Source organism: Rhodoferax ferrireducens (assembly GCF_003347515.1).
Classification (GTDB): Bacteria; Pseudomonadota; Gammaproteobacteria; order Burkholderiales; family Burkholderiaceae_C; genus Rhodoferax.
In genome coordinates this window covers 61217-86184 of record NZ_QEII01000314.1, presented here as the reverse complement: position 1 = coordinate 86184, position 24968 = coordinate 61217, and the positions used below count along the sequence as shown (strand labels likewise).

31 protein-coding genes are annotated in these 24968 nt (G+C 64.0%); 13 read left to right on the top strand and 18 right to left on the bottom strand.

What is annotated here, in order from left to right; all coding sequences use genetic code 11:
- The first annotated feature begins 13 nt into the window (after positions 1–13).
- Positions 14–1012, top strand: coding sequence for a type I glyceraldehyde-3-phosphate dehydrogenase (gap, locus tag C5P05_RS26600; protein WP_114972875.1), 999 nt, complete (start codon positions 14–16; stop codon positions 1010–1012).
- Between the two features lie 61 nt (positions 1013–1073).
- On the opposite strand, the gene C5P05_RS26595 is transcribed toward gap, so the two are convergent.
- The 8 genes from C5P05_RS26595 to C5P05_RS26560 form a co-directional block, all read right to left on the bottom strand.
- Positions 1074–1487, bottom strand: a complete 414-nt coding sequence (locus C5P05_RS26595; protein WP_114972874.1) for a VOC family protein — start codon at positions 1485–1487, stop codon at positions 1074–1076.
- 58 nt (positions 1488–1545) lie between these two features.
- Positions 1546–1893 carry a GFA family protein gene (locus C5P05_RS26590; protein WP_114972873.1) on the bottom strand — a complete coding sequence of 116 codons (348 nt, stop codon included), beginning with the start codon at positions 1891–1893 and terminating at the stop codon, positions 1546–1548.
- Between the two features lie 14 nt (positions 1894–1907).
- Entirely contained in the window at positions 1908–2366 is a 459-nt protein-coding gene (locus C5P05_RS26585; RefSeq protein WP_114972872.1) for a YybH family protein, read from the bottom strand.
- A complete protein-coding gene (locus C5P05_RS26580) occupies positions 2363–2836 on the bottom strand; it encodes a VOC family protein (RefSeq protein WP_114972871.1) in 474 nt (157 codons plus the stop codon). Before C5P05_RS26580 ends, C5P05_RS26585 begins: the two co-directional genes overlap by 4 nt.
- Before the next feature lie 57 nt (positions 2837–2893).
- Positions 2894–3367 (bottom strand): VOC family protein, encoded by a 474-nt coding sequence (locus tag C5P05_RS26575; protein ID WP_114972870.1) that lies wholly within the window; start codon positions 3365–3367, stop codon positions 2894–2896.
- A gap of 109 nt (positions 3368–3476) precedes the next feature.
- Positions 3477–4112: a dihydrofolate reductase family protein gene (locus C5P05_RS26570; protein ID WP_114972869.1), complete on the bottom strand. Its 636-nt coding sequence runs from the start codon at positions 4110–4112 to the stop codon at positions 3477–3479.
- 20 nt (positions 4113–4132) lie between these two features.
- On the bottom strand, positions 4133–4483 hold the full coding sequence (locus tag C5P05_RS26565) for a nuclear transport factor 2 family protein (protein ID WP_114972868.1): 351 nt from the start codon (positions 4481–4483) through the stop codon (positions 4133–4135).
- A gap of 292 nt (positions 4484–4775) precedes the next feature.
- Positions 4776–6230, bottom strand: a complete 1455-nt coding sequence (locus C5P05_RS26560) for a PLP-dependent aminotransferase family protein (protein WP_114972867.1) — start codon at positions 6228–6230, stop codon at positions 4776–4778.
- Positions 6231–6333: 103 nt separating this feature from the next.
- On the opposite strand from C5P05_RS26560, the gene C5P05_RS26555 reads away from it, so the two are divergent.
- The gene (locus C5P05_RS26555) at positions 6334–6981 is read left to right on the top strand and encodes a pyridoxamine 5'-phosphate oxidase family protein (RefSeq protein WP_114972866.1); all 648 of its coding nucleotides are present in this window, start codon (positions 6334–6336) and stop codon (positions 6979–6981) included.
- 6 nt (positions 6982–6987) lie between these two features.
- Here C5P05_RS26555 and C5P05_RS26550 read toward each other — a convergent pair whose 3' ends face one another.
- Positions 6988–7869 carry a LysR substrate-binding domain-containing protein gene (locus C5P05_RS26550; RefSeq protein WP_114972865.1) on the bottom strand — a complete coding sequence of 294 codons (882 nt, stop codon included), beginning with the start codon at positions 7867–7869 and terminating at the stop codon, positions 6988–6990.
- 104 nt (positions 7870–7973) lie between these two features.
- Between C5P05_RS26550 and C5P05_RS26545 the strand changes: the two genes are divergently transcribed.
- Complete coding sequence (locus tag C5P05_RS26545; protein ID WP_114972864.1) at positions 7974–8381, top strand: tautomerase family protein; 408 nt, start codon at positions 7974–7976, stop codon at positions 8379–8381.
- On the opposite strand, the gene C5P05_RS26540 is transcribed toward C5P05_RS26545, so the two are convergent.
- A complete protein-coding gene (locus tag C5P05_RS26540; RefSeq protein ID WP_114972964.1) occupies positions 8378–9298 on the bottom strand; it encodes a LysR family transcriptional regulator in 921 nt (306 codons plus the stop codon). The genes C5P05_RS26545 and C5P05_RS26540 overlap by 4 nt on opposite strands.
- A gap of 95 nt (positions 9299–9393) precedes the next feature.
- Here C5P05_RS26540 and C5P05_RS26535 point away from each other — a divergent pair, with 95 nt between their 5' ends.
- The 3 genes from C5P05_RS26535 (at position 9394) to C5P05_RS26525 (ending at position 11442) form a co-directional block, all read left to right on the top strand.
- On the top strand, positions 9394–10584 hold the full coding sequence (locus C5P05_RS26535; protein WP_114972863.1) for an MFS transporter: 1191 nt from the start codon (positions 9394–9396) through the stop codon (positions 10582–10584).
- 120 nt (positions 10585–10704) lie between these two features.
- Positions 10705–10917, top strand: a complete 213-nt coding sequence (locus C5P05_RS26530) for a YgaP family membrane protein (RefSeq protein ID WP_114972862.1) — start codon at positions 10705–10707, stop codon at positions 10915–10917.
- A 6-nt stretch (positions 10918–10923) separates the two neighbouring features.
- Positions 10924–11442 carry an RNA polymerase sigma factor gene (locus tag C5P05_RS26525; RefSeq protein ID WP_114972861.1) on the top strand — a complete coding sequence of 173 codons (519 nt, stop codon included), beginning with the start codon at positions 10924–10926 and terminating at the stop codon, positions 11440–11442.
- Positions 11443–11447: 5 nt separating this feature from the next.
- Here the strand turns inward: C5P05_RS26525 and C5P05_RS26520 are convergent, their stop codons facing one another.
- Positions 11448–12374: a depolymerase gene (locus C5P05_RS26520; protein WP_232834672.1), complete on the bottom strand. Its 927-nt coding sequence runs from the start codon at positions 12372–12374 to the stop codon at positions 11448–11450.
- Between the two features lie 226 nt (positions 12375–12600).
- Here C5P05_RS26520 and C5P05_RS26515 point away from each other — a divergent pair, with 226 nt between their 5' ends.
- Together C5P05_RS26515 and C5P05_RS26510 are read left to right on the top strand one after the other, a co-directional pair.
- Positions 12601–15048 carry a penicillin-binding protein 1A gene (locus C5P05_RS26515; RefSeq protein ID WP_420130778.1) on the top strand — a complete coding sequence of 816 codons (2448 nt, stop codon included), beginning with the start codon at positions 12601–12603 and terminating at the stop codon, positions 15046–15048.
- Positions 15049–15112: 64 nt separating this feature from the next.
- Complete coding sequence (locus C5P05_RS26510; protein WP_114972859.1) at positions 15113–15652, top strand: DsbA family protein; 540 nt, start codon at positions 15113–15115, stop codon at positions 15650–15652.
- Here the strand turns inward: C5P05_RS26510 and C5P05_RS26505 are convergent.
- The gene (locus C5P05_RS26505) at positions 15594–17141 is read right to left on the bottom strand and encodes an MFS transporter (protein ID WP_114972858.1); all 1548 of its coding nucleotides are present in this window, start codon (positions 17139–17141) and stop codon (positions 15594–15596) included. The two genes, C5P05_RS26510 and C5P05_RS26505, sit on opposite strands and share 59 nt — an antisense overlap.
- Before the next feature lie 150 nt (positions 17142–17291).
- On the opposite strand from C5P05_RS26505, the gene C5P05_RS26500 reads away from it, so the two are divergent.
- The 4 genes from C5P05_RS26500 to C5P05_RS26485 all read left to right on the top strand — a co-directional run bounded on the left by C5P05_RS26500 (position 17292) and on the right by C5P05_RS26485 (position 20400).
- A complete protein-coding gene (locus tag C5P05_RS26500) occupies positions 17292–18026 on the top strand; it encodes a 2OG-Fe(II) oxygenase (protein WP_114972857.1) in 735 nt (244 codons plus the stop codon).
- 36 nt (positions 18027–18062) lie between these two features.
- Entirely contained in the window at positions 18063–18722 is a 660-nt protein-coding gene (alkB, locus tag C5P05_RS26495) for a DNA oxidative demethylase AlkB (protein WP_114972856.1), read from the top strand.
- A 110-nt stretch (positions 18723–18832) separates the two neighbouring features.
- Positions 18833–19978: a cupin domain-containing protein gene (locus tag C5P05_RS26490; protein ID WP_114972855.1), complete on the top strand. Its 1146-nt coding sequence runs from the start codon at positions 18833–18835 to the stop codon at positions 19976–19978.
- A gap of 143 nt (positions 19979–20121) precedes the next feature.
- Complete coding sequence (locus C5P05_RS26485) at positions 20122–20400, top strand: hypothetical protein (protein WP_157979463.1); 279 nt, start codon at positions 20122–20124, stop codon at positions 20398–20400.
- Between the two features lie 17 nt (positions 20401–20417).
- Here C5P05_RS26485 and C5P05_RS26480 read toward each other — a convergent pair whose 3' ends face one another.
- The 3 genes from C5P05_RS26480 to gnd are packed head-to-tail and all read right to left on the bottom strand — an operon-like array spanning position 20418 to position 22195.
- Entirely contained in the window at positions 20418–20984 is a 567-nt protein-coding gene (locus tag C5P05_RS26480; RefSeq protein WP_114972853.1) for a DUF1439 domain-containing protein, read from the bottom strand.
- Complete coding sequence (locus C5P05_RS26475; protein ID WP_114972852.1) at positions 20974–21159, bottom strand: hypothetical protein; 186 nt, start codon at positions 21157–21159, stop codon at positions 20974–20976. Before C5P05_RS26475 ends, C5P05_RS26480 begins: the two co-directional genes overlap by 11 nt.
- Before the next feature lies 1 nt (position 21160).
- Positions 21161–22195, bottom strand: coding sequence for a phosphogluconate dehydrogenase (NAD(+)-dependent, decarboxylating) (gnd, locus tag C5P05_RS26470; RefSeq protein ID WP_114972851.1), 1035 nt, complete (start codon positions 22193–22195; stop codon positions 21161–21163).
- A 197-nt stretch (positions 22196–22392) separates the two neighbouring features.
- Between gnd and C5P05_RS26465 the strand changes: the two genes are divergently transcribed.
- Positions 22393–22683: a hypothetical protein gene (locus tag C5P05_RS26465; protein ID WP_114972850.1), complete on the top strand. Its 291-nt coding sequence runs from the start codon at positions 22393–22395 to the stop codon at positions 22681–22683.
- On the opposite strand, the gene C5P05_RS26460 is transcribed toward C5P05_RS26465, so the two are convergent.
- From C5P05_RS26460 to C5P05_RS26450, 3 genes are read right to left on the bottom strand one after another with little or no spacing between them, the layout of a single operon-like run.
- Positions 22674–23942 (bottom strand): RNA polymerase sigma factor, encoded by a 1269-nt coding sequence (locus tag C5P05_RS26460; RefSeq protein WP_420130777.1) that lies wholly within the window; start codon positions 23940–23942, stop codon positions 22674–22676. The two genes, C5P05_RS26465 and C5P05_RS26460, sit on opposite strands and share 10 nt — an antisense overlap.
- A 24-nt stretch (positions 23943–23966) precedes the next feature.
- Positions 23967–24452, bottom strand: a complete 486-nt coding sequence (locus C5P05_RS26455) for a VOC family protein (RefSeq protein ID WP_114972848.1) — start codon at positions 24450–24452, stop codon at positions 23967–23969.
- A 17-nt stretch (positions 24453–24469) separates the two neighbouring features.
- Positions 24470–24919 (bottom strand): YciI family protein, encoded by a 450-nt coding sequence (locus C5P05_RS26450; RefSeq protein WP_114972847.1) that lies wholly within the window; start codon positions 24917–24919, stop codon positions 24470–24472.
- Between the last annotated feature and the right edge of the window lie 49 nt (positions 24920–24968).

The window sequence follows — 24968 nt, the reverse complement described above, 5'->3', positions numbered from 1 at the left end:
ATCGGAGAAAATTATGACGATCAAGATTGGTATCAACGGCTTCGGCCGCATCGGCCGCAACGTGTTGCGCGCCGCCGTGCAGAACTTCAGCGACATCGAAATCGTCGGCATCAACGACCTGCTCGAGCCTGACTACCTGGCCTACATGCTGCAGTACGACTCGGTGCATGGCCGCTTCAAGGGCGAGGTCTCGGTTGACGGTAACACCCTCATCGTCAACGGCAAGAAAATCCGCCTGACGCAAGAGCGCGACCCCGCCAACCTGAAGTGGAATGAAATCGGCGCCGACATCGTGCTGGAATCCACCGGTCTCTTCCTGGACAAAGCGTCTGGTGAAAAACACCTGGCTGCCGGCGCCAAAAAAGTCATCTTCTCGGCCCCGTCCAAAGACGACACCCCGATGTTCGTGTTCGGCGTCAACGACAAGACCTACGCCGGCCAGGCCATCATCTCCAACGCCAGCTGCACCACCAACTGCCTGGCGCCCGTGGCCAAGGTGTTGAACGACAAATGGGGCATCAAGCGCGGCCTGATGACCACCGTGCATGCGGCCACCGCCACGCAAAAAACCGTGGACGGCCCCAGCAACAAGGACTGGCGCGGCGGCCGCGGCATTCTGGAAAACATCATTCCTTCCAGCACCGGCGCGGCCAAGGCGGTCGGCGTGGTGATTCCCGAGCTGAACAAAAAGCTTACCGGCATGTCGTTCCGCGTGCCGACCTCCGACGTGTCGGTGGTTGACTTGACCGTGGAGCTGAACCGGGACGCCACCCTCAAGGAAATCTGCGCCGAGATGAAAGCCCAGAGTGAAGGCGCCCTCAAAGGCGTGCTTGGCTACACCGAAGACAAGGTCGTCGCGACCGACTTCCGCGGTGACGCCCGCACTTCGATCTTCGACGCCGACGCCAGCATCGCGCTCGACGGCACCTTCGTCAAGATCGTCGCCTGGTACGACAACGAATGGGGTTACTCGAACAAGTGCCTGGAAATGGTGCGCGTCGTCGCCAAATAAGCGGCCTTCGGCTTCGATAAAAAAAGCGCCTTCGGGCGCTTTTTTTATGAGCTGGCTCGCCTCAAGGCGCCGTGATGATCATCCATCCCACGCCGAAGCGGTCGGCCACCATGCCGAAGGACGAGGCATAAAAGGTCTTGGCCAGCGGCATTTCCACCTTGCCGCCCTCGCTCAAGGCGTTGAACAGGCGCTGGGCCTCGGCGTCATTCGGGACCGACAGCGACAGCGAAAAACCCTTGAACACCGGGTTCCCCGTGGCGCGGCCATCCGAAGCCATCAGCGTTGTCTCACCGATGGTGAAACTCGCGTGCATCACTTTGTCTTCCGAGCCGGGCGGGCACATGTCGGCGGGTATCGGCTCCGGGCTTTCCTTGAAGCGCATCAGCATCGTCACCTCGGCGCCCAGCTTGGCGCGGTAAAACTCCAGGGCTTCTTCGCAGCGGCCATCGAAGAATAAATAGGGCTGAACCAGCATGGCTATCTCCTTTATCAGTGGTTAGTGTTGATCTCTCCATCTCACTTCTTCACGGCCGTCACCGGGCTCGACCGTCGAAGTTTTTCACCGGAACGGTGGTCAAGTCAAGGTCTTCGAGGCAGCGAATATTGATGGCGGCCATTCGATTGCCTTGGGGGTCTACCGCCTCACCATACGGATGTATGCCACAAGTCTGGCAGAAGTGGTGCTTGATGACATGCTTGTTGAAGGTATAGGTGCCCATGCCTTCTTCCGATGTGAGCAAGCGAAGCTTGTCACGCGGCACGAACCACATGAGCGAGCCTTTGCGAGAGCAGATAGAGCAGTTGCATGCCATCGCCCCGGTGAGTTCGCCATCCACTTCAAATGCGATTTTTCCGCAGTGACAACTACCTTTGTAAATCATGTGTTCTCTCAGCGTCATTCCGGCTTGAGATCCAGCGAGGCCTTGCCGCTGGTCACGTCGAAAGGCACGGACACATGCTCAAGCGTGATAAGCCACTTGCCGTCCAGCTTTCGGTAACCCACGCTGGCGCGCCACCACATATCAAGTTTCTTTCCGTCGTTTGTTGTGGCGTTGACGTGGTTCAGACTGTGGGAAAAGGCCACGTCACCGGCCGTACTAATGCTCAGGTCCCGAACTTCGTACTCGATCGGGTCCCGGAACGTGAGCCAATCTTCCAGGCGCTTTCTGACGGCATCCGCACCCCGGGAGCGCAGTGGGTTGACAACATCGAACAACATAACGTCCGGCGCATAGCTGGCCACCAGTCGGTCGATGTCCTTGGCACGCAAGGCCTTGACCGAATCCGCGACCAGGCTGCGAATCTCGGCTTCACCCGTGCCTCGGCCATTGACGGTGCTGCTTTGGGCCATCATGTTTCCTTGGCCGCGAACATCGCGTCGCAGCGTTTCTGCATCTCATCGAACGTGACATCTTCAATGTGCGTCATGACGTGCCATTTGTGCCCGAACGGGTCCAGCAAGGACCCGGCGCGGTCACCGTAGAACTGGTCTTTCACCGGCTCGACCACGGTCGCGCCCGCGTCGATCGCCCGCTGGTAGGTGGCATCCACATCGGCCACATACAAGGCGATGCCGACCGGCGAGCCGCCCAGTGTCGTCGGGCTTTTATTGCCCCACTCGGGCATCTCCTCGGCCAGCATGAGCCGGGTATCCCCGATCTGCAACTCGGCGTGCCCCACGGTGCCGCCCGGCATGAGGATGCGCCCAACCTCGCTCGCGCCAAAGACGCCTTCATAAAACGCGATAGCGGCTTTCGCATCCTTGACCGAAAGATAAGGCGTGATGGCGTGAAAGCCCTCGGGCGTCGGTTTGACTGTACTCATGGGTGTGCTCCTTGATGGGGGTTGTGTTGCCGATATCGGCGGGTGAATGACAACGAACTATTGCGGCTCGTAGGCGCGCTTTAAAGCAGCAATGTCGATCTTCTTCATTTTCATCATGGCCGCCATGACGCGCTGCGCCTTGATCGGGTCGGGGTCACTCAACAACTTGACGAGAATTGTGGGCACGATCTGCCAGGACACACCGAACTTATCCTGCAACCAGGCACATTGGTCTTCCCGTCCACCAGCGGAGAGCTTGTCCCAGTACTCATCAACCTCTTGCTGCGACTCGCAGTTCACGACAAAGGAGATGGCCGGCGTGAACTTGTATTCCGGGCCGCCGTTCAATGCCACAAACTCCTGCCCGTCGAGCAGGAAATTGGCGGTCATGACCGTGCCCTTCGGCCCTGGCCCGGCATCGCCGTAACGGGTGACCGTCAAGACCTTGGAGTTCTTGAAAATCGAGGTGTAAAAATTCATGGCCTCTTCGGCCCGGTTATCGAACCACAGGAAGGGGGTAATTTTTTGCATACAGATCTACTCCTTAAGCTGGCTTGTTATGAAACGACCGGAACTCATTCTCTGTAATCGAGTTCAGGTTTTCAAGCCCCAGAATTGACTTGATCATGGATGGGCTCGATCAATCCCAGAACCTGGGCTGCTCGTCCACCTCGAACGAACCGTAGGCTGGCTGTCCGACGCGTTGGTAGGTGCTGATCATCACGCCGGCGCTGGTCGTTTGGGTGGCGGCGAGCTTGAGCGCGGCGGGAACCGTGCCGGCGCCGAACAGGCGCTTGCCCTGTCCCAGCACCAGCGGGAAATGCAGCAGGTGGTACACGTCCACCAGGTCATTGGCGAGCAGTGTTTGCGCCAGGCCGGGGCTGCCGTGCACCTGGATCTCGCGCGGGTATTGCGGCTTCAGCCGCGCGAGCTCGGCCACCACGTCGCGGATCACGGTCGTGCCCTGCCAGTCGGCGCGCTCCAGCGTCTTCGATGCCACGTATTTGGGTTGCCCGTTTAGCGCTGTGGCAATCGAATCGGTGGGATCGGTGACGCGGGGCCAGTGCGCGGCAAAAATCTCATAGGTGCCGCGCCCGAGCAAAAACGCGTCGGCACGCGCAAGGACCTCGACCATGAACTGCCCCATGTCGGCGTCCGCATAAGGCACCAGCCAGCCGCCGTGGGTAAAACCGCCGCTGGTGTCTTCGTCCGGGCCACCGGGGGCCTGCATGACGCCGTCAAGGGTCAAAAAAGCCGTAAGAGTCAGTTGAGCCATGGGTTCCTCCAACAAAGGCACTATGTCACCGCGGTCAGGTACGTCGTCAAGCGCTTGATCTTCGTGTGTTCCATGACGAACACATCGCAAAATACGGCGTTGAGAAGACCACCGTCCTTTCTCTGGGCGCGTACCGCCCCCTCGGCCACGACAACATCATCTTCCTCGACCATCCGGCTGATGGTGATGCTTGGGCGGCCGACGAATGCCGGATTTTCAATTTCCTTGTCAAACGCGTCCCGTCCGACCAGATGAAATGCGCCCGGCATGTCCCATTCAATGTCCTCGCTCAGGCACGACAAGATTTGCGCGTGATCGGATTTGCCAAAGCCGTCCATGTATCTTTCGACGGTGGCCTTGTTCTCGCTCATGTTTCATCTCCTCTTTTTGTTATCCATGGGTCAAAACAGCGATCGGCAGTGGGTATGTGCCGCTGCTTTCGAACAGTGTCCACATCCAGAAAGACCATGCCTTGCGTATCAACAATTTCCTGGCGCGCGGCCTGCTGACGCCAGAGGACGCTCGCACCCTGCGCCTGCTGGCAGGCGGTGGCAAGCGATGCGCGGGTGTCGACAGGCTTCAGGACGATTGCTGCGGAGAATTTAAGCCAAATCGGCCTCTAGCCCCCGTCTATATTGCGCAAGCAGCTATCGTTTCAGGACTTCATGAGGCATTGTGAACCACGGCAGCCAGCATTTTCACCAGCTTCTCCATCGCCTCGACGGGCACCTGGGCGTAGCCCAGCAAAAAGCCCCGCCAGGGCTGTATGCGCGTGCCCACCGCATGCAGGCTGAGCGCCGGCGCCACGATGCCCAAGCCCAGCAAACGCGTGCTGAGCCGCACATCGTCGGTGCTTGCGTCGCGCAGCCGCAGGGCCAGGTGCATGCCGGCGGAGCCGCCATACACGTCGGCCACATCGCCCAGATGCTGTTCCAGCGCCGCCACCAACGCGTCCCGGCGCTGTCGGTAGAGGCGGCGCATGCGCCGCAAATGCAGGCTGAAATGGCCTCTTTGCATGAACTCCGCCAGCGCCAACTGGTCGGCAGTGCGCCCCCGCGGCGCCGAGCGCGCCAGCAGGGCCGCCAGCGGTGCCACCAGTGCGGCAGGCACCACCATGAAGCCAATGCGCAAGGCCGGAAACATGGTCTTGCTGAAGGTGCCCAGGTACAGCACCGGCGCATCGGGTGCCAGCCCCTGCATGCACGACAGGGGCGGCCCCTCGTGGCGAAACTCGCTGTCGTAGTCGTCCTCGATGATCAGCGCCGCCGCGTTTCTGGCCTGCGCGATCAGGGCCATGCGGCGCGCCAGGCTGAGCACCGTGCCCACCGGGTACTGGTGGGAGGGCGTCACATAAATCAGCTTGGGGCGGTGGCGCAGCCAGTCGCTGGCCACCGGTGCCAGGCCCTCGGCGTCGACCACAATGCCGACGGGTTTCAGTTGCGCGGCGCGAAAGGCCGCCAGTGCACCCTGGTAGCCGGGGTTTTCCATCCAGACCTTGTCGCCGGGGTCGGCAAAGGCCCGCGCGCACAGGTCCAGGCTGCTTTGCGTGCCATCGGTGATAAACACCTGCCCACTCTCCACCAGCGCGCCACGCGCCACCCGCAGGTGGTCTGCAATGGCGGTGCGCAGTGGCAACTCGCCCGCCGGGTCGGCGTAGTTGAGTTGCGCCGGTTTGAGCGAGCGCCAGGCGCGGTCCAGCAAGCGGCGCCACAGCGTCACCGGAAAATCCCCCAGCGAGGGCACGCCGGGCGCAAACGCCACCGACATGTCCGAACCCGGCAAGGCCGACAGACCCTGGGTGCGCCGCGACAAACCGGTGCGCAAGGGCACCGCCAACCGGTCTGGCAGCGCCACGGCACCCAGCGAGGCCACGACCGTGCCGCGCCGGTCCGACAGGACGAAGCCCTCGGTCGCCAGCTGGTCGTAGGCGTACAGCACGGTGTTGCGCGACACCCCCAGTTCCAGCGCCAGGGTGCGGCTGGCTGGCAAGCGGGTGCCGCGGGCCAGGGTGGCGTTGCGGATGGCGCCGCGCAGGCATTCATGCAACTGCCGCTGGCGTGACCAGGGCATGTGTGCCGGCAGCGCCGTGAAAGCGCTGAACAAGAGTTGATAGTCCATTTTTGTGGTCCTAAAAAATAATACGTCTATGGATCTTATTTTGGAGCCATATTTCTCTTACATTTTGCTCCCCATTCACACATAACCCCTTTGCTGAAACACCATGGAAACCACCGCAGCCCACGCCCCTTCCGACCGCACCCAGGTGCGGCGCATTGCCGAAAACGCCCGTTACGACCACGCCACCCTGCACGCCATCATCGACGCCGCCTACCTGTGCCATATCGCGTTTGCCGACGACAAGGGAACCCACTGCATCCCCACCGCCTGCTGGCGCGAAGGCGAGCACCTCTACATCCATGGTTCCAACGGCGGGCGTCTGCTCAAGCTGCTGCAAAAGGGCACGCAGGCCTGCGTCACCATCACCCATCTCGACGGGCTGGTGCTGGCGCGCTCCGCCTTCAACCACTCGATGAACTACCGCTCGGCCATGGTGTATGGCGTGTTCGAACGGGTGCTGGAAAAACACACCTCCATGGCCGCGTTCATGGACAAGATTGCGCTAGGCCGGCAGGCTGAAATCCGCACCGGTAGCGACAAGGAATTTGCCGCCACCACCGTCATGCGCATCGGGCTGATTGAGGCCGCCTGCAAGGTGCGCAGCGGCGGGCCGGTGGACGATGCCGAAGACATGCACATTGCGGCCTGGGCCGGTGTCTTGCCTTGGGTGGTGCAGGCCGCGCCACCCGTGGTGGACCCGCTGTGCACCGTGGCACCGCCCGGCTATGTGCGGCAATGGGCGGCGCGTTAAGTCGCGTCAGGTCTGCGCCGCCTGCGCCTGCAGCCAGGCACCAAACAGGTCGAGTTTCTTGCTGCGTTGCGGGCGGCGCTTGGCCACGTAGTGGTAGCCGCTGTCACAAAAGCCCAGCGGTGCCAGCAGGCGGCCGGCCTGCACATCATCGGCCACCAGATGCCAGGGCGCCACGCAAATGCCCAGACCCGCCACGGCCGCTTGCAGTGCGAAGTAGTAGTGCTCGAACACCGGGCCGGTGGGAGTGGGTGCGGCGCATCCGTGGGCCTGCGCCCACATCGCCCAGGCATTGAGCCGGGTTTGGGACTGCAGCAGCGTCTGGCCCGCCAGATCGTCCGGTGTGCGCAGCCCCACGCGGGCGGCCAATGCGGGGGTCAGCACAGGACCCAGACGTTCAGGGAACAGTGGCAAGGTGGTGCCTGCCTCGGCCTGGACTGGTGCGGACGCTTCCACCGTGATGGTCATGTCGCAGCGCTCGCGCGCCAGGTCGCCCAGATGCCCCGCCGTTTGCAGCCGGATCTCAATGTCGGGGTAGCGGCTATGGAAATCAAACAACCGGGGAATCAACCACTTGACGGTGAAGGTGCTGAAGCAGGACACATCCAGCGTGCCGCTGTCGGTATCGCCCAGGGCGCGCACCGCCGCCTCGATGCTGTCCAGCGCGGCCGACAGTACCGGCAGCAGGGTGCGTGCCGCCGAGGTGAGTTCGGGTTTGTTTTTGGACCCTTCAAACAGGCTCAGGCCCAGGCTGTCTTCCAGTTGCCGGACCTGGCGGCTGATGGCGCCGGGGGTGACCGCCAGCTCGTCGGCGGCTGCCGTCATCCGGCCCAGACGGGCTGCGGCCTCGAAGGCGCGCAAGGCATTGAGAGGGGGAAGGCGGCGTTTCATTATTTGAGTTTATGTCATATAGACAGTCCCAAAAACTCGCTTTTCTTTGGATGAAATTTCTTAAAAAATCGACGTCTCTGTTTTTATTTTTGAGAAAAAATCACATGCCATTCATTCACACCCATCTTCCCAAAGACACCAGCCCCGCGCAGCAACAAGGCATTGTGGAAGGCATCCATCAGGCCCTGGTGGACAGCATCGGCATGCCGCAAGATGAGCTGTTCAACATGGTGGCGCCCTACGAACCCGGCCAATTCTGGTGCAACCGCACGTTCAACGGCATGGCGCGCTCCGACCGCGTCGTGGTGGTCGAAATCACCATGCGCCGTGGCCGCAGCGACGCCATGAAACGCGCCCTGTACGCGGCCATCGCCCGCAACCTGGCGCAGCGCGCCGACGTGGCGCCGCAGGATGTGTTCATCTTCATGCACGAAAACGATTACTCGGACTGGTCCGTGGGCGAAGGCACTTTCGCCATGGCGCTGGTGCAGCAGCCGGGGTCGGGGACCTAGGGCGAGGGCGGCTGGCCGATGTCCTCGGGCAGCGCCGCACGCAGCACTTCCACAAAGCGGCGCAGCTTGGCCGGGTAGAAATGGGCATAGGGGTAGAGCAGGTAAATCGGCAAGGGCGCGGCGTGCCATTGCGGCGTCAGGTGCAGCAGCGTGCCCTGCGCCACATCGTCGGCCACCGCCCAGGCAGATGCCACACATACACCCAAGCCCAGCAAGGCCGCGTTGCGCAAGGCAAACAGGCTGTCGGTGCTCATGCGCGGCTGGATCGGCAAGCGGTGCTGCTCGCCCTGGGCGTGGATCAAGGTGATGTCGTTGCGGTAGAACGTGCGAAACGCCAGCCAGGGCAGCCCGGCCAGCTCCGACGCATGCGCCGGCAGAGGCGCATCGCCCAGCACCGACGGTGCCGCGACGACGATGCGTGGCACCTCGGCGATCTTGACGGCCACCACCGACGGATCGTCCACCGCGCCCACATGGACGGCGCAGTCAATGCCGCCGGCAATGAACTCCGGTGTGCGGTCGTGCAGCAGCCACTCCACCGCCACGCGCGGGTAGCGCCGCAGGTACTCTGCCAGCGGCGCCACCAGTTCCTGCTGGCCAATGGCGTGCGGCACGACGACACGCAGCGTACCTTCGGGCATATCCGTGGCGCCGCGCAGGTCGGCCTCGAAGGCTTGCCAATTGCCCAGCAATTCCTTGGCGCGGGCAAAGCAGCGCTGACCCTCTTCCGTCAGCTTCATCGCATGGGTCGAGCGCTGCAGCAGCCGCAGTCCCAGCGAGCGTTCCAACGCCTGCAGGCGCCGGCTCACGGTGGGCTGGGTCGCCCCCATCTGGAGCGCCGCCGCCGACAGGCTGCCCGCCTCCACGATGCGCACAAAGGTCTGCATGAGTTCAATCCGGTCTGGGGCGGTTTTCATACGCATAGCGTATAACAATTGTGCTCAGCCCGGGGGTTCCAGAAGCAATTCAGCTATCCGACACTAGCGCCTCACCCAAAAACGGAGTTTTTACGATGTCGTCCCATGTCATTACGCATAACCAATCAGGGACTTCCCTCCCCACCTCCCTGATGCTTCTGCTGGCCACCGGCGCCGGGCTGGCCGCCGCAACCCTGTACTACAGCCAGCCCATGCTCGGCCTACTGGGAGAAGCGTTTCAGTCCCCGCCCGGCGCCATGGGCCTGGTGCCGACGCTGACGCAACTGGGCTATGCGCTGGGCATCTTGTTGCTGGCGCCGCTGGGCGACCGTTTCGACCGGCGCCGCATCATTCTGGGCAAGGCGGTGGCGCTGAGTGCGGCGCTGCTGGTGGCGGCCAGCGCGCCTTCACTGGGTGTGCTGCTGGCGGCCAGCCTGACCATTGGCCTGGCGGCCACGCTGGCGCAGGACATCGTGCCGGCTGCCGCCACGCTGGCGCCCGAGGCGCAACGCGGCAAGATGGTCGGCACCGTGATGACCGGCCTGCTGATGGGCATCTTGCTGTCCCGCGTGGTCAGCGGCTTCGTGGCCGAACACCTGGGCTGGCGCACCATGTTTGTGGCCGCCGCTGTCAGCATTGCTCTGCTGGGCGTGGCCGTCTGGCACGGCCTGCCACGCTTTGCACCCACCACCCAATTGAGCTATGGCGCGCTGCTGGGTTCACTGGCTACGCTGTGGCTGCGGCACAGCGGCTTGCGTCGCGCCGCCCTGGCGCAGGGTCTGCTGAGCCTGGGTTTCAGCGCCTTCTGGTCCACCCTGGCGGTGATGCTGCACGCCGCCCCTTTTCACTTGGGCAGCAGTGCCGCAGGGGCCTTTGGTCTGGCTGGCGCGGCGGGCGCACTGGCGGCGCCTTTGGCGGGACGACTGGCCGACCGGCAAGGCCCCGAGCGGGTCGCCCGCCTGGGTGCCGCCCTGATGACGGGTGCCTTCGTGGCGATGGCCCTGAGCCCCGGCCAGTTGTGGCTGATCGCGGCAGGCGCCGTGGTGTTTGACCTGGGCGCCCAGGCGGCGCTGATTGCCCACCAGACCCTCGTCTACAGCATCGAGCCCGCTGCCCGCAGCCGGCTCAATGCGGTGCTGTTTGTCGGCATGTTCATTGGCATGGCCAGCGGTGCCTTATTGGGCAGCCTGGTGCTGGGCCATTGGGGCTGGCAAGGTGTGTGTGCGATGGCGGCCCTCGCCGGCCTGACCGCGCTGGCGGTGCGCCTGTGGCCGAGCGCAAGCTAGCTTTATCCTTCCCCGCACCGTGAAGAAATAAAAAATAGTTGCATGCACGCGAATCCATTGCCCGGGCGCCCGCCTCTTAGCTCATGGGAATGTTCCCGGAATGTCAAAAGGTTTCAAACCATGTCTGCTTTGTATGTAAAAAATCTTCCCGCCTGGGAGCGGCTGTTGCGCGTCCTGATGGGCCTGGCTGTCGCCGGATTCGCGGTCTACACCCTGGCCGGTCTTGCCGGTTGGCTGGTGGCCGCAGGCGCCTTGGGTATGGCGGTGTCTGGCCTGGTGGGCTTTTGCCCCATGTGCGCGCTGGTGGGGCGCCGGCTGGACAAAAAGGCCTGAACCTTCATGGCCCTCAGTGCGCAAAACGCCTTGGTCTTGCAGTCCGCGCACGGCGGTGACCTTGGCGCGCTGGAGACCTTGCTGCGCGTGTGTCGCCCCGACATTCGTCGCTATGCGCAACGCCACTGCCTGATCAGCGATGTGGACGATGCCGTGCAGGAGGCCCTGCTGGTGCTGGCGCGCCGGCTGCAGTCGGTGCGCACCCTGGCCGCTTTTTCGGGCTGGTTGTTCACCGTGGTGAAACGCGAGTGCCGGCGCCTGGGCCGCCAGGCTTTTAAGTACGACCCCTACGACGAAGCAGCGGTTGAGCATTGGGTGGCGCGCCACTCGACCGCTGATTTACGGCTGGATCTGGCGGCCGCGCTGCAGTCTTTGCCCGCGCCGTATCGGGAGGTCATCCTGCTGCGCGACTTTGAAGAACTGTCGATTGCTGAAATCGCTGTCCAGCTGCAGCTGACGTCGGCCGCCGTCAAAAGCCGCTTGCACCGCGCCCGCACTCTGACCCGGGAGTACTTGTTGGCTTGATGTGTTTAAGGCGTAGTGAGGCGATCCACCATGGCCTTGACGGCAAGCATCTGCGGCCCGCTTTGCACCTGGAAGTTATCGCCGCTGTAACCCCACCAGTCCCAGCAACCTTCCGGGTTCATAGGAGACATTTGGCTGGCCAGTATCTGGGGGTACAACACAATGACGCGGTTGCTATCGGCCCACGCGTTGTAGCCCACCTTGCTGTACACATCACTGCCCACGACAGCGGCACCCTGCTGGCAGCCATGGAACACCACATGCACGGCACACGCGCTTGAATTGGCCGTGCAGCTGGTGGGCACGTAGTAATAGCCCACGCTGTCCAGCCCGGTGTCGGCGCTGGCAAAGGTACGCTGATCGAAGGGTCGCACCGTGGAGGACAGACTGGCCACGGCGGGCTGCAGCGGCCCGTAAATATGCTGCAGGATGGCCCGTGGTTGGTCATACGCTTTGCCTTTTTGAGCGCACTGGTCAATGTAGGGCGCCGCATTGGTGGCGCACACATTGCCAAATGCCGACGCAATAAAGGCGTGTCCGGCGGGCAAGGAGTTCACGTAAGCAAGATTGGTCTGGGGCACGGCGGCGGCCTGGTAGAAATCCCGCGTGGCCTGCACCACGGGTGGTTTGACCACTGAGTCTTGGGTGCCGCTGAAAACGTAGACCTTTTGCTTGGCAATACCCGCCACGGGATCGATTTGGCCCAGTGTGGAAAAGCCCTCTGCCGCCAGCCAGGACAGCTGTCCCGATGGGCTGCCCGACATGCAAGTCATGATGCCCCCGAAGTTGACGTAGGCACAGTTGTAGGGACCACCGGCCACGACCCCGACGCCCATGACGCTGGCCGAGTAGGCGGTGCCAAACTGCACCGACATGAAGGCCCCCGAGGACAGGCCCGAGACCGAGGTGCGTTGCGGTTGGGCATGCAGCACAGGCAAATCATCTGCCGCTTGGGCCAAACCGCACGCTAACAGCCATGCCAGCGCGCCTGCCCCCCAACGCCGACTTGGTGCAAGAACTATTTTGCTTTTCATCGTTACTCCCTGAAGTTTATATTGCGCTGCAGCATAGACCAAGTTGATCACCGGCGCTACCCGAATCCCGTGACAGCCACAATAGACCCCCCGGGCCTTCCCACCCCTCGTCCTTGGTTCTTGCGTGATCAAACTGTCCCAACTCAAACCCCTGCTCTCAGAGCGGCTGCATCACCTTCACCGTCCCAGCCGGCGCGTCGTGGTATGGACGCTGGCCGCCGTGCCGGCGCTGTTCTTGCTGTATGTGCTGGCGCTGATTCCCTTCACCCCCGGCATCAGCGACATCCGCAAGGCCCGGCTGGAACAGCCCGCGCAGATCCTCTCGGCGGACGGCAAGCTGCTGGCCGAGTACAAGTGGGCGAATCGCGACTGGGTGCCGCTGGAACAGATCGCCCCCTCGGTGGTCGCGGCCCTGATCGCCACCGAAGACCACCGCTTTTACCAGCACCACGGCCTGGACTGGCGGCGCACCGGCGCGGCCGCCTTGAGCACCTTTTCGGGGGACCGGCAAGGCGGCTCCACCCTCACCCAGCAACTGGCGCGCAACCTGTACCCGGAGGAAGTGGGTCGCGCGCCCACGCTCACGCGCAAGCTCAAGGAAGCCATCACCGCGTTCAAGATCGAGGCCCTCTACACCAAGCGTGAAATCCTGGAGACCTACCTCAATACCGTGCCCTTTCTCTACAACGCCGTCGGCATCGAGATGGCGGCGCGCACTTATTTCGACAAATCGGCCGACCAGCTCGACCTGCTGGAGAGCGCCACGCTGGTCGGCATGCTCAAGGGCACCAGCTACTACAACCCGGTGCTCAACCCCGAACGCGCCGTGCAGCGCCGCAACATCGTGCTGGCGCAAATGGTCAAGCGCGAACAGCTCGATGCGGCCCAATTCGAGACGCTGCAAAAACGGCCGCTGCGTGTCGACTTCGAACGCCAGACCGAGCCGGCCGGCCCAGCACCCCACTTCGCCCAGCAACTGCGCAAATGGCTGATCGACTGGGCCGACCGCAACGACTACAGCCTCTACACCGATGGCCTGGTGGTGCGCACCACCCTCGACTCGCGCCTGCAAAACCTGGCCAACCAGGCGGTGGCGCGCCAGGGCCGGCAACTGCAGGGCGTGGCCGATGCCGCCTGGCAAGCGCGCGCGGTCTGGGGCGAGCGCAACCCGCTGGTGCAAGCTTTTGTGCGCGAATCGCCCGAGTACCGTAACGCCCTGGAGGCCGGGCTGCCGGCCAAAAAGGCCTTGCAGAATCTCATGAAAGATGTCGACTTCATGCGCAATCTGCGTGAGCAAAAAACCCGGCTGCAGGCCGGCTTCATGGCGCTGGACCCGCGCACGGGCCAGATCCGCGCCTGGGTCGGCAGCCGCGATTTCGCACAAGACCCGTTTGACCATGTGCAGCAGGCGCGGCGCCAGCCCGGCTCCACCTTCAAGCCTTTTGTCTACGGCGCCGCGTTTGACAAAGGGGCCAGCCCGGATGACACTTTCATCGACCAGGCCGTGGAAATCCCCATGCCGGGCGGCGAAGTATGGCGCCCCACCGACGGCACCCCACCCAGCGGCCAAACCATCAGCCTGCGCGACGGCCTCGCCTATTCCAAAAACACCATCACAGCCCAGCTCATGCAGGCCGTCGGCCCGGAACGGGTTGCCAAACTGGCCCGCGCCATGGGGGTACGCCAAAGCAAGCTCGACCTCGTGCCTTCGCTCGCGCTGGGCACCAGTCCGGTCAGCCTGAAAGAGATGGTCAGTGCCTACGCCACCATCGCCAACGCCGGCGCCTATCTGGAGCCGGTGCTGGTCACGCGCATTGAAAACGCCCAGGGCAAAGTACTGGCCGAGCTCGCCCCCGCAACGCCCGAGCCTGCGTTGTCCGCCGAGGCCAACTACACCCTGCTCGACGCACTGCGCGGCGTGGTGGACAAGGGCACGGGCAACGCCATTCGCAGCCGCTACGGGCTGCGCGCCGACCTGGCCGGCAAAACCGGCACCACGCAAGACAACACCGACGGCTGGTTCATCCTGATGCACCCGCAGCTGGTGATGGGCGCCTGGGTCGGCTTTAACGACGGCCGCGTCACCCTGCGCAGCGACTATTGGGGCCAGGGCGCGCACAGTGCACTGCCCATCGTGGGCGACTTCACCGTGCAGGCGCTGCGCGCGCGCGCCATCGACTCGCGCGCCCGTTTTGCGCCACCGCAAGACACAGGCTTTTTCAGTCTGCTGCGGGACCGCCTGCGCGATTGGCGTCAGAGCGTTTTCGGTCCAGCGCCAGAGACCGGGCGGGCGCCCGAACCCCAGCCGGTGCCGCAACCCGCGCCAGCGCCAGCCCCCGCCTCGGCCCCCACGCCTGAGCCCGAACCCGAGTTACCGCCAGCGGCCCCAACGGAGTCGCTGCCGCCCGCCGAGGCGGGCTTGCCACCTGAGAAGCGCCTAGATCCGACGGAAGTTACGGTTACGCCGCAGGCACCACCCGCAAGTTCGCCGACCGGACCGGCGTCTGAACCACTAGTCACACCAGGACCGAGCGAGCCGGAGCCACAGGCAAACGAAGTCCGCGTACCCTGATCTGCGCTGCATGGAAGCGCCATGCGGTGCATACTGTGCTGTTCACATTTCAGAGGTGATTGTCATGAACAAGCATGCCAGGCCCAAATCTGTGTTCGAACCCAACGCAGCCATTGAACACGTCCAGGGGCCCGCGTCGGCCCGCGTGACGCTGGTGGAATACGGGGACTTCCAATGCCCGTCCTGTGCGCAGGCGCATACCGCGATGAAAATCATGCTCGCGCATTTCGGCCCCCAATTGCGTTTTGTCTACCGTCACTACCCGCAACGCCAGGCCCATCCCGATGCCGAACTGGCGGCCGAAGCGGCCGAGGCAGCTGCTGCTCAGGGCCAGTTCTGGCCGTATTACGACCTGCTGTTCGAGCACCAGCAGCACCTGAAGGAAAAACACCTGCTGGAGTACGCCCGCCGGCTCGACCTGGACATGGCCCGCTACCAAAACGAGATGAACGATCACGTCTACCTGCAGCGCGTGCAGGAGCATATGCAAAGCGGACAGCAACTGGGCCTGCGCGCCACGCCGGCGTTCTATGTCAATGGCCTGCTCACCGATGTTTCATTTGGCCTGCAGCACCTGCACGAGGCGATTGACAAGGCGTTATGAACACCACGGCGCAGGCCGCCGAGGCCAGCGCGCACAACACGGTGGCCAGCACGACCCAGCGAAACGCATGGATCAGCATCGCGGCCGGTGCGCCTGCCAGCGGGCCGCCCAGGGCCAGGGCAAACACCACACCGAGCACGGCCACGGCCAGCAAACCCGCCACACGCGCCACCGCATTGTTGACGCCCGAGGCGACCCCGGCGTGGGCCGTTGAGACCGCGTTCATCACCGTGGTGGTGAGCGGCGCGATGGCAATCGTCATGCCCAGGCCGAGCACCAGCATAGCCGGGAAAAAACCCGCCCAGTACGACCAGCCGACACCTGGCAGCGCCATCAGCGCCAGGCCGAGGGCGGCAATCACCGGACCCCAAGTCAGCATGCGCCGGGCGCCAAGATGCTCCATGGCTTTGCCGGCAGTGGATGACAGCAGGCCCACCATGAGGGAGAAAGGCAGCAGCGTGGCACCGGCCGCAGTGGCTGAATAACTGAAAGCGCCAATCAGCACAAAGGGCAGAAAAAACAGCACCCCGCTCAGTGCAAAGTACAGCAGCAAGGTCAGCAGATTGGCGCCGACAAAATCGCGTGAGCGGAACAAGGCGGGCGGCATCATGGGCGCGCGCACCCGCGCCTGCGCCACGCCAAAAGCCGCCAGCGTGACGACGCCCAGCACCATGGGCCACAACACGCTTGGGTGGAGCCAGCCGAGTTCGGGGACCCGCGTCAGCCCATAAGTGAGGGCTCCCAGGCCGCTGGCCACCAGCAGCACGCCCAGCCAGTCGAATTGCTGTGGCGCATCGGGGTCGCGGCTGTCCGGCACCGCATACCAGGCCAGCCCGACGGTGGCCGCGGCCAGCGGCAGGTTCAGGAAAAAGATGGCGCGCCACGACACCGCATCCACCAGCCAGCCACCCATCACCGGCCCGGCCGCGCCGGTGATGGAGGCCCACGCCGCCCAGGTGCCAATCGCCTTGCCGCGGGCATCACCGTCAAACACATTGCCGATGATGGCCAGACTGGCCGGCACCAGCAGCGCCGCGCCCACGCCCTGCAGCGCCCGCGCGGCAATCAAGGCCGTCGCACCCGAGGCCAGCCCGCAGGCCACGGAGGCCGCGGTAAAAATCGCAATGCCCGTGATCAACATGCGGCGGCGCCCGAACCGATCCCCGAGCGAGCCACCTACCAGTACCAGCGAACCCAGTGTCAGCAGATAAGCATTGATGATCCACTGCATGGCCGCCAGATTGCCGCCGGCGCCAGTGGCAAAGTCACGCTGAATCGCGGGCAGCGCGATGTTGACGACGGAACCGTCGATGAAGGCCATGGACGAGCCGAGCACGGTGGCGGCCAGGGCGTAGCCTTTTCTGGACGTCTCTCCCCCGGCCGAAGCGGGCCGAGCAGATGGCTGGGATGCAGCTGAAGCAGCACGCGCCAGCTTGCGCTGGGCCTGAATAATCCCTTCATCACAAGGCGATTGCGCGTTAGCCAGCATGGATGGTTCTCTTGTCGCGTCAGGAGTTCTTTTGAATTATGTCGGGGGCACGGTGCGGCTGTCCAGCGCAGGCCACGACAGCGGCAAGGGCAAAAGGGCGGGTCCGTTTCCGGCCAGACAAGGCATCGCTGTCGATCTAGACTCGAAGCGATGAACACCAACCCTGTATTTGAAGCCCCGCCAGGGCCGCACCTGCGGTCGGATACCGACTGGACAGCGCTCACAGAAACGCTGCAAAGTCATGGCAGCGCGGTGCTTGCGCAACTGCTCAGCGCTGCCGAGTGCGAGTCCCTCGTCAAGCTCTACCCGCAGATTAGCCACTTTCGCAGCCGGGTGGTGATGGCGCGACACAGTTTTGGCCGCGGTGAATACCAGTACTTCAATTACCCGCTGCCCGGGCTGGTACAAGCGCTTCGCGCCACGCTGTACCCCCGGCTGGTCGGCGTGGCGAATCGATGGAACGAGGCCATGGGCATTGATGTGCGTTTCCCGCCGGAACATGCGGATTTTCTGGCGCGCTGCCACGCGGCGGGCCAGACCCGCCCGACGCCGCTGCTGTTGCAGTATGCAGAGGGCGACTACAACTGCCTGCACCAGGACTTGTACGGCGAACATGTGTTTCCACTGCAGCTGGCGGTGCTCTTGTCACGGCCCCATGAAGATTTCACCGGTGGCGAGTTTGTGCTGACCGAGCAGCGCCCGCGCATGCAGTCCCGGCCCGAGGTCGTGCCGCTGGCGCAAGGCGATGCGGTGATTTTTGCCGTGCACCACCGACCGGTGCAGGGCAGCAAGGGTTTTTACCGGGTCAATATGCGCCATGGCGTGAGCCAGCTGCGCTCGGGCCAGCGCCACACACTGGGTGTAATTTTTCATGATGCGCAGTAGCATGGCAGGATCTCAACACACGCCACAGGAAACCGTTTGACCGCCGATCTTTTTGATGACTTGCCGCCGTCCTGCGAGGCCGCGCAGACGCTGCTGGCGCCCGGCGCCGTGCTGCTGCATGGCTTTGCCCGGGCGGACGATGCCGCCCTGCTGCAGGCCATCAACGCGGTCATCGCCAGGGCGCCCTTGCGCCACATGCGCACGCCCGGCGGCTACACCACGTCGGTGGCCATGAGCAACTGCGGCCCGCTCGGCTGGGTGTCAGACCCGGACGGCTACCGCTACGCCGCGCTGGACCCGCTCTCGGGCCAGCCCTGGCCGGCCATGCCGGCCTGCTGCCTGGATCTGGCGCAACGGGCGGCAGCGCAGGCCGGCTTCGCGCAGTTCCGGCCCGACGCCTGCCTCATCAACGAGTACGCGCCCGGCGCCAAGCTCTCGCTCCACCAGGACCGGGACGAGAAGGATTTTTCCGCCCCCATTGTTTCGCTGTCACTGGGCCTGCCCGCGGTGTTTCTGTTTGGCACGCCGCGCCGCAGCGAGCGTCCGCAGCGCTACCGGCTCAGCCATGGCGACGTCGTCGTCTGGGGCGGGCCGGCGCGGCTGGCGTACCACGGCGTCGCCCCCCTGGCGGACGGCGAGCATGCGCTGCTGGGCCGGCGCCGCATCAATCTGACGTTTCGCCGCGCGAATGCTTGATCGAAAACAATAACTTGGCAAGCTGTCGGTCAAGGTGCTGCAAACCACGGCCATAAGCCCCGACACTAGGCCTCGATTTCCTATTCGCTTCACCTTTCTACTCGACGGCAATGCTCAAACTCAACCTGGCTGACTTCTCCCTGGAACACTTTATGGCGCATTACTGGCAACAAAAGCCGGTGGTCATCCGGCAGGGCTTTGAGCACTTCGCGGACTTGATCAGCCCCAATGAACTGGCCGGGCTGGCCTGCGAGGAAGAGGTGGAGTCGCGCCTGGTTTACAAGGACGCCGGCCAGTGGCAGGCCGAGGTCGGTCCGTTCGAGTCCTATGCGCGTTTTGGCGACGAGGGCTGGACGCTCGTCGTGCAGGCCGTGAACCACTGGTCGCCCGAGGTGGCCGCGCTGGTGCCGCCTTTTTCGTTCATCCCGAAGTGGCGTTTCGACGATGTGATGATCAGCTACGCCACGCCCGGCGGCGGTGTCGGCCCGCACATCGACCTGTACGACGTTTTTATTTGCCAGGGTTCCGGGCGTCGCCACTGGCGCGTGGGCGACCGGGGCGATCACCGGCAATTTGCCGCCCATGCCGCGCTGCTGCATACCGATCCCTTCGAGGCCATCATTGACGTCGAACTGCTGCCCGGCGATATTTTGTACATCCCGCCGGGCTTCCCCCATGACGGCGTATCGCTGGAAAAGTCGATGAGTTTTTCGGTCGGTTTCCGCGGCAAATCGGCCTGCGACATGCTCAGCGGGCTGGCCGACCATGTGATCGACAAGGAGCTCGGAAAGGCGCTCTTGAGCGACCCCGGGCGGCCGATTCACCAGCATCAGGGTCAGATCAACGCGCGCGATTTCGCGATGATCAAAGCGCAGCTACAAGGCCTTTTGGACAACGATGCCCTGATGGCGGATTTCGCCGGCAGCTTTCTGTCCAGGACCAAATGCGCACTCGATCTGCAAGCCCTGGAGGAACCCCTGGATGCGGCGGATATGGCCAACACCCTGAGGGAACAAGACCTGCTCCGAACCGGTGGCTTGCGCTGCTTTTATGTGGACGAGACGGTGACACAAGGGGTTTGCCACATCGACGGCGAGCGTTTTGAATTCGGCGCGGCGCTCCAGGCCACGGTCAGGGTGCTGTGCGACAACGACAGCCTGAGCCATGCCATGCTGAAAACCGGCTTGCAAGACCCTGAGTTTGCGCGTCAGCTCAGCGCCTGGGTGAATGCCGGCTATTGGTATTTTCAGGACTGAACGGGGCGTCAACGGCCTGCCTACTTATGTGACATTTGGTAACGGGAGATACACCTTCTCCACAAGCCGACATACGCGCGAAACTTCGGGCGAGTCCAATCAAATCACCCAGCGTGTTGTCATGCCGGGTGTCAGGACGCATCATGAAAACGCTTCTACTTGTTTTGGCCGTTGCCGGCCTGTCGGGTTGCGCGGTTTACCCGGCGGCCCCGTATGAAACTTATGGCCCGAGCGCGCCTTACGTGGTGGCGCCGCCTCTGTACATTCACGGCAGCGTTGTGTACCAGAACGCCTACCCTCGCGCCACCCCTCACGTTTACCCGCGAGGCTACTACCGCGCTCGTCCCGGCATGCGCGACCGTGACCACGATGGCGTTCCCAACCGCTTCGATCGCCGACCCCACGATCCGCGTCGCCGCTAAGTTCGGTCAGTCCGCGTTCAAAGCGGCTTGGCCACAAAGCCAATCACCAGGCCCTTGTCCGTCACCGTGATGCTGCCCGGTTGCAGCCCCATGGTATCGGCCAGCGCCAGGTCCTGCGGACGCAATTGGTGCACCACCACCTCGTGCAAGGACTGCTCGGTCAAGGCTGGCCCGTAGGTGTTGAGCAACTCGGACGCCGCCGGCTGCAGATCCGCAAAGCGCAGGCGCTTGAAGCGCAGCTGGTGAGCGCGAATAGTGCGGTCGCTGGCCTCGTAGCGCAACGCAAAGTCCATCTCGAAAGTGCCCGCGTGGCTGCGCTCCAGCGCCGGGCCGGCGGCCTCGACCGCCATCTCGGCGCTCAGGCGGTTTTGCTCGGGCAGCAGGCGCAGGCGCGGCGCCTGCACGTCCAGATTCAGCAGACCCGCCACCGGATAACGCAGCGGGAAACGCTGCGCTGCCGCCTGCTGCAGTTGCTCGGCAGACACGGTGTAGCGAGGCTGGGCCTGGGCACCCGGCAAGGTCGCCCAAACCACCCCGGCCAATGTCAGGCAACGAACTGCGCTTAAAAAGAATCTACGATGCATTCAGGGTCCCCCTTGCTGGCCTGATTGTGCGCCGCTCGCCCAAAGCCCTTCCCTTCAAGACCCGGCACCACAAATCGCAGTAGGTCTCGACGTCCGAGTCCTTGGCAACACGCGGCTCGTCGCGGTAGCCGGCATACTGGCCGCGCACCAGATCGGCGGGCATCCCGAGACCCATCTCAGGACTCCGGCCTGGGTTCGTCCGTAGCCTTCTCGACATGGCCGCCGAATTCGTGCCGCATTGCCGATTGCACGCGGTTGGCAAAGTCGGCCTGGCCGCGCGAGCCGAAGCGGGCATAGAGCGCGGCGCTCAGCACCGGCGCCGGCACGCCTTCGTCCACGGCGGCCTGGATGGTCCAGCGCCCTTCGCCGGAATCGGAGACTCGGCCCTGCAAGCCTTCCAGCGTCGGGTTGGCGGCGAGCGCGCTGGCGGTCAGGTCGAGCAGCCACGAGCCAATCACGCTGCCCCGGCGCCAGACCTCGGCGATCTCGGGCAGGTCCATTTCAAACTGGTACATCTCGGGTTCGCGCAAGGGCGTGGTCTCGGCATCGACCGCGCCAGTCTGCTTGCCGATGTTGGCGTGGCGCAGGATGTTCAGGCCCTCGGCGTAGGCGGCCATGACACCGTACTCGATGCCGTTGTGGACCATCTTGACGAAGTGCCCGGCACCGTGCGGTCCGCAGTGCAGGTAGCCCTGGTCGGCGCTGCCGCTGTCGGGCTTGCGCCCCGGCGTGGGTGGGGCGCTGCCCGCCCCGGGCGCCAGCGCCGCGAACAGCGGCGTCAGGTGCTGCACGACGTCAACCTCGCCGCCGATCATCAGGCAGTAGCCGCGCGCCAGGCCGGCGACGCCACCACTGGTGCCCACATCGACATAGTGCAGGCCCGAGGCCCGCAAGGCGGTGGCGCGCCGGATGTCGTCGCGGTACCAGGAGTTGCCGCCGTCGATGACGATGTCGCCAGCGTCGAGCAACGGCACCAGTTTGTCCAGCGTCTCGTCGACGGCGGCCGCCGGCACCATCAGCCAGAGCACGCGCGGCTGCGTCAGCGTCTTGACCTGCTGCGTCAGCGAGGCCACACCGGTGGCGCCTTGGGCGACGAGGCGCTCGACCACCTCGGGGTGCGTGCCATGGACGACGCAGGCGTGGCCTGAACGCAGCAGCCGCGTTGTCATGTTGGCGCCCATGCGCCCCAATCCGATCATGCCGATTTGCATAGCGATACTCCAGTTTTTTGCTTATGTCGTGCGACCACCGCCCATGGCCGATAGTTCCCCTTACCCGGCACCTGCTGCGTTTCGCACCGCAACACTTGGTAACCAACAGACACCCCTGTTGCACAAGCCGACACCTCCCAGACACCTTTCGCGCATCCAATGGATGTGCCCGTCATTGGCGGATGTCAGGACATTTCATGAAAAAACTTCTTTTGGTTTTGGTGGTCACCGCCGGTGTCTCGGGTTGCGCCGTGTACCCGGCCCCGCATGGCGGCTATGGCCCATCTCGGGCGCAGGTGGCGCCGCCGGTCACCGTTTATGGCAGCGGCGTGTACCGCTACGGCGATGACGGCCGGGCTCAGCCCAGCCGCCCGCGCACGCGCGACCAGGATCGCGACGGTGTTCCGAACCGCTACGACCGCGACCGTGACGGCGATGGGGTGCCCAATCCGTGGGACGCACGGCCCAGCGATCCGCGCTACCGGTAACGGGCCTGCGCCAGCGCACGCTCCTGCAGCAGCTGGCGTTCCTGCGCGTTCTGCGCCAACCCTGCCGCACGTTCAAACTCTGTCCGCGCTTCGTCATGCCGACCCAGCTTGGCGAGCAAGTCGGCCCGCACACTGGGTAACCATTGGTAACGCGCCAATTGTGGATGGGCCAACAAAGAATCCACGATCTCCAGCCCCGCAGCCGGGCCGAAAGCTATCCCTACGGCGACGGCACGGTTGAGCTCGACGATGGGTGAGGGCATCACCTGCGCCAAGGCATCGTAAATAGCGACGATGCGCGGCCAGTCGGTTTCTGCGTGCGTGTTGGCGCGGGCATGGCAGGCTGCAATGGCCGCCTGCAATGCATAAGGCCCCAGCGTCCCGCCCAACGACTCAGCACGTTCCAATGCCGCAAGGCCGCGGCGAATGAGCAGCCGGTCCCACCGGCTGCGGTCCTGATCGGGCAGCAGTATGGGCCGGCCCGATGCGTCAATGCGTGCGGCGACACGCGAGGCCTGCAGCTCCATCAACGCCACCAGTCCATGCACTTCGGCTTCCCCGGGGGCCAGCCCGGCCAGCACGCGCCCCAGGCGCACGGCTTCGTCGGTGAGAGCCGGGCGCATCCACTCGCCGCCACGGGTGGCGGTATAGCCTTCGTTGAAAATCAGGTAAATCACCTCCAGCACCGAGCCCAGGCGCGGTCTCAAGGCGTCCCCCTGGAGCAGTTCAAACGGCACATGCGCCTCGGTCAGCGTTCGCTTGGCGCGCACGATGCGTTGCGCGACGGCGGGCTCTGGCACCAGGCAGGCCCGTGCGATCTCGGCGGTGCTCAGGCCGCCAAGCAGCTTGAGGGTCAAGGCAACGCGCGCCTCGGTCGAGAGCACTGGGTGGCAGGCCGTGAAGATGAGGCGCAGCAAGTCGTCGCCGATCTGGTCCGATCGGGCCGCATCCAGGGCATCCACAAAATCGGGCACGAACAAAGCCTGCTGGGCCTCAAGCTCATGGCCGATCTGATCGTGCTTCTCCAGCAGCATCCTGGCGCGTCGCAAATGGTCCAGTGCCCGGTTCCTGGCAGTCGTCATCAGCCAGGCGGCCGGATTCTGCGGCACGCCGTCAGCGGGCCAGTGTTCCAGCGCCGCGACCAAGGCGTCCTGCGCCAGTTCTTCGGCCAGGCCGATGTCGCGCACCATGCGAGCCACCGCCGCGATGATGCTGGCGCCCTCAATCCGCCAAATCGCCTCCAGCGACTGTTGTGTCACGCTGGCCACCACGGCTGCAGCGGCTCAAGTGCACGTCTTGTTCATCGTGTCCATCTTGGGCATCGCCTCTTGTATCTCTTGCGGGCTCAAATCCCGCTGATGCGTCGCCACCGACCAGTTGTGGCCGAAAGGATCTTGCAGCACGCCATAGCGATCGCCCCAAAACATGTCGGCGACCGGCATGGTGACGGTTGCACCGGCAGCAACGGCCTGGGCCACGGCGGCATCGACGTCTGGCACATACAGGTGAATCGTCACCGGCGAGCCTTTCAAGCTCTTGGGTCCGAGCGTGCCCCACGCGGCATTTTCATCCACCAGCATCAGCATGGAGTCGCCAATCACCACGCTGCCATGCATGAGCTTGCCATCGGGCCCCGGCAGGCGATAGCCCTCAACCGCGTTAAAGGCTTTTTTGTAGAACTCGATGGCATCGGCCGCACCGGCGCAGACCAGGTGCGGTGTCAACGTGTGCATGCCCTCGGGAATGGGCTTGACGGATGGTTGGGACATGATCAGGACTCCTTGTTTCAATGTTGAGGGGGATTGGAAATTTGCGCAGACGCACCCACGCCGATGTCGCGAAAGCGCTCCACGACTTCGCTCGGGCCAAAATCTTCCAGCTCGAACAATTGGCGTACTTCAATCTCGGCTTGCCTGCCATCGATCGAGGGGTTGGGAAAACGCCGCGTCCACTCCAGCGCTTCCGCGCGCGTGCGCACCTGAATCAGGGTGTAACCGGCGATGAGTTCCTTGCTCTCGGAAAACGGGCCGTCGATCAGCGTGCGCTCCTCCGGCTTCTTGCCGTCATAGCGGATGCGCCACCCTTTGGCGCTGGGCTGCAAGCCCGAGCCATCGAGCAACACACCGGCTTTGGCCAGTTGCTCGTGGTAGTCGGCCATCTCGGCCAGCAGCGTGTCGGGTGGCATCACGCCCGCCTCCGAGTCCGGCGTGGCTTTGACAATAATCATGAATCGCATGGGCTCTCCTTGTGTGTTGCGGGTTGAGGCGCCATGGGCCGGTCTGGTG

Bases quoted from the DNA above. Each gene is read 5' to 3' on its own strand.
- C5P05_RS26480 (WP_114972853.1), bottom strand. From the start codon at position 20,984: ATGCATCGTAGATTCTTTTTAAGCGCAGTTCGTTGCCTGACATTGGCC.
- C5P05_RS26565 (WP_114972868.1), bottom strand. From the start codon at position 4,483: ATGAGCGAGAACAAGGCCACCGTCGAAAGATACATGGACGGCTTTGGC.
- C5P05_RS26505 (WP_114972858.1), bottom strand. From the start codon at position 17,141: ATGCTGGCTAACGCGCAATCGCCTTGTGATGAAGGGATTATTCAGGCC.
- C5P05_RS26575 (WP_114972870.1), bottom strand. From the start codon at position 3,367: ATGCAAAAAATTACCCCCTTCCTGTGGTTCGATAACCGGGCCGAAGAG.
- gap (WP_114972875.1), top strand. From the start codon at position 14: ATGACGATCAAGATTGGTATCAACGGCTTCGGCCGCATCGGCCGCAAC.
- C5P05_RS26570 (WP_114972869.1), bottom strand. From the start codon at position 4,112: ATGGCTCAACTGACTCTTACGGCTTTTTTGACCCTTGACGGCGTCATG.
- C5P05_RS26595 (WP_114972874.1), bottom strand. From the start codon at position 1,487: ATGCTGGTTCAGCCCTATTTATTCTTCGATGGCCGCTGCGAAGAAGCC.
- C5P05_RS26530 (WP_114972862.1), top strand. From the start codon at position 10,705: ATGTCTGCTTTGTATGTAAAAAATCTTCCCGCCTGGGAGCGGCTGTTG.
- C5P05_RS26500 (WP_114972857.1), top strand. From the start codon at position 17,292: ATGAACACCAACCCTGTATTTGAAGCCCCGCCAGGGCCGCACCTGCGG.
- C5P05_RS26485 (WP_157979463.1), top strand. From the start codon at position 20,122: ATGAAAACGCTTCTACTTGTTTTGGCCGTTGCCGGCCTGTCGGGTTGC.
- C5P05_RS26580 (WP_114972871.1), bottom strand. From the start codon at position 2,836: ATGAGTACAGTCAAACCGACGCCCGAGGGCTTTCACGCCATCACGCCT.
- C5P05_RS26465 (WP_114972850.1), top strand. From the start codon at position 22,393: ATGAAAAAACTTCTTTTGGTTTTGGTGGTCACCGCCGGTGTCTCGGGT.
- C5P05_RS26555 (WP_114972866.1), top strand. From the start codon at position 6,334: ATGGAAACCACCGCAGCCCACGCCCCTTCCGACCGCACCCAGGTGCGG.
- gnd (WP_114972851.1), bottom strand. From the start codon at position 22,195: ATGCAAATCGGCATGATCGGATTGGGGCGCATGGGCGCCAACATGACA.
- C5P05_RS26560 (WP_114972867.1), bottom strand. From the start codon at position 6,230: ATGGACTATCAACTCTTGTTCAGCGCTTTCACGGCGCTGCCGGCACAC.
- C5P05_RS26545 (WP_114972864.1), top strand. From the start codon at position 7,974: ATGCCATTCATTCACACCCATCTTCCCAAAGACACCAGCCCCGCGCAG.
- C5P05_RS26455 (WP_114972848.1), bottom strand. From the start codon at position 24,452: ATGTCCCAACCATCCGTCAAGCCCATTCCCGAGGGCATGCACACGTTG.
- C5P05_RS26510 (WP_114972859.1), top strand. From the start codon at position 15,113: ATGAACAAGCATGCCAGGCCCAAATCTGTGTTCGAACCCAACGCAGCC.
- C5P05_RS26540 (WP_114972964.1), bottom strand. From the start codon at position 9,298: ATGAAAACCGCCCCAGACCGGATTGAACTCATGCAGACCTTTGTGCGC.
- C5P05_RS26535 (WP_114972863.1), top strand. From the start codon at position 9,394: ATGTCGTCCCATGTCATTACGCATAACCAATCAGGGACTTCCCTCCCC.
- C5P05_RS26590 (WP_114972873.1), bottom strand. From the start codon at position 1,893: ATGATTTACAAAGGTAGTTGTCACTGCGGAAAAATCGCATTTGAAGTG.
- C5P05_RS26490 (WP_114972855.1), top strand. From the start codon at position 18,833: ATGCTCAAACTCAACCTGGCTGACTTCTCCCTGGAACACTTTATGGCG.
- C5P05_RS26525 (WP_114972861.1), top strand. From the start codon at position 10,924: ATGGCCCTCAGTGCGCAAAACGCCTTGGTCTTGCAGTCCGCGCACGGC.
- C5P05_RS26450 (WP_114972847.1), bottom strand. From the start codon at position 24,919: ATGCGATTCATGATTATTGTCAAAGCCACGCCGGACTCGGAGGCGGGC.
- C5P05_RS26475 (WP_114972852.1), bottom strand. From the start codon at position 21,159: ATGGGTCTCGGGATGCCCGCCGATCTGGTGCGCGGCCAGTATGCCGGC.
- C5P05_RS26550 (WP_114972865.1), bottom strand. From the start codon at position 7,869: ATGAAACGCCGCCTTCCCCCTCTCAATGCCTTGCGCGCCTTCGAGGCC.
- C5P05_RS26585 (WP_114972872.1), bottom strand. From the start codon at position 2,366: ATGATGGCCCAAAGCAGCACCGTCAATGGCCGAGGCACGGGTGAAGCC.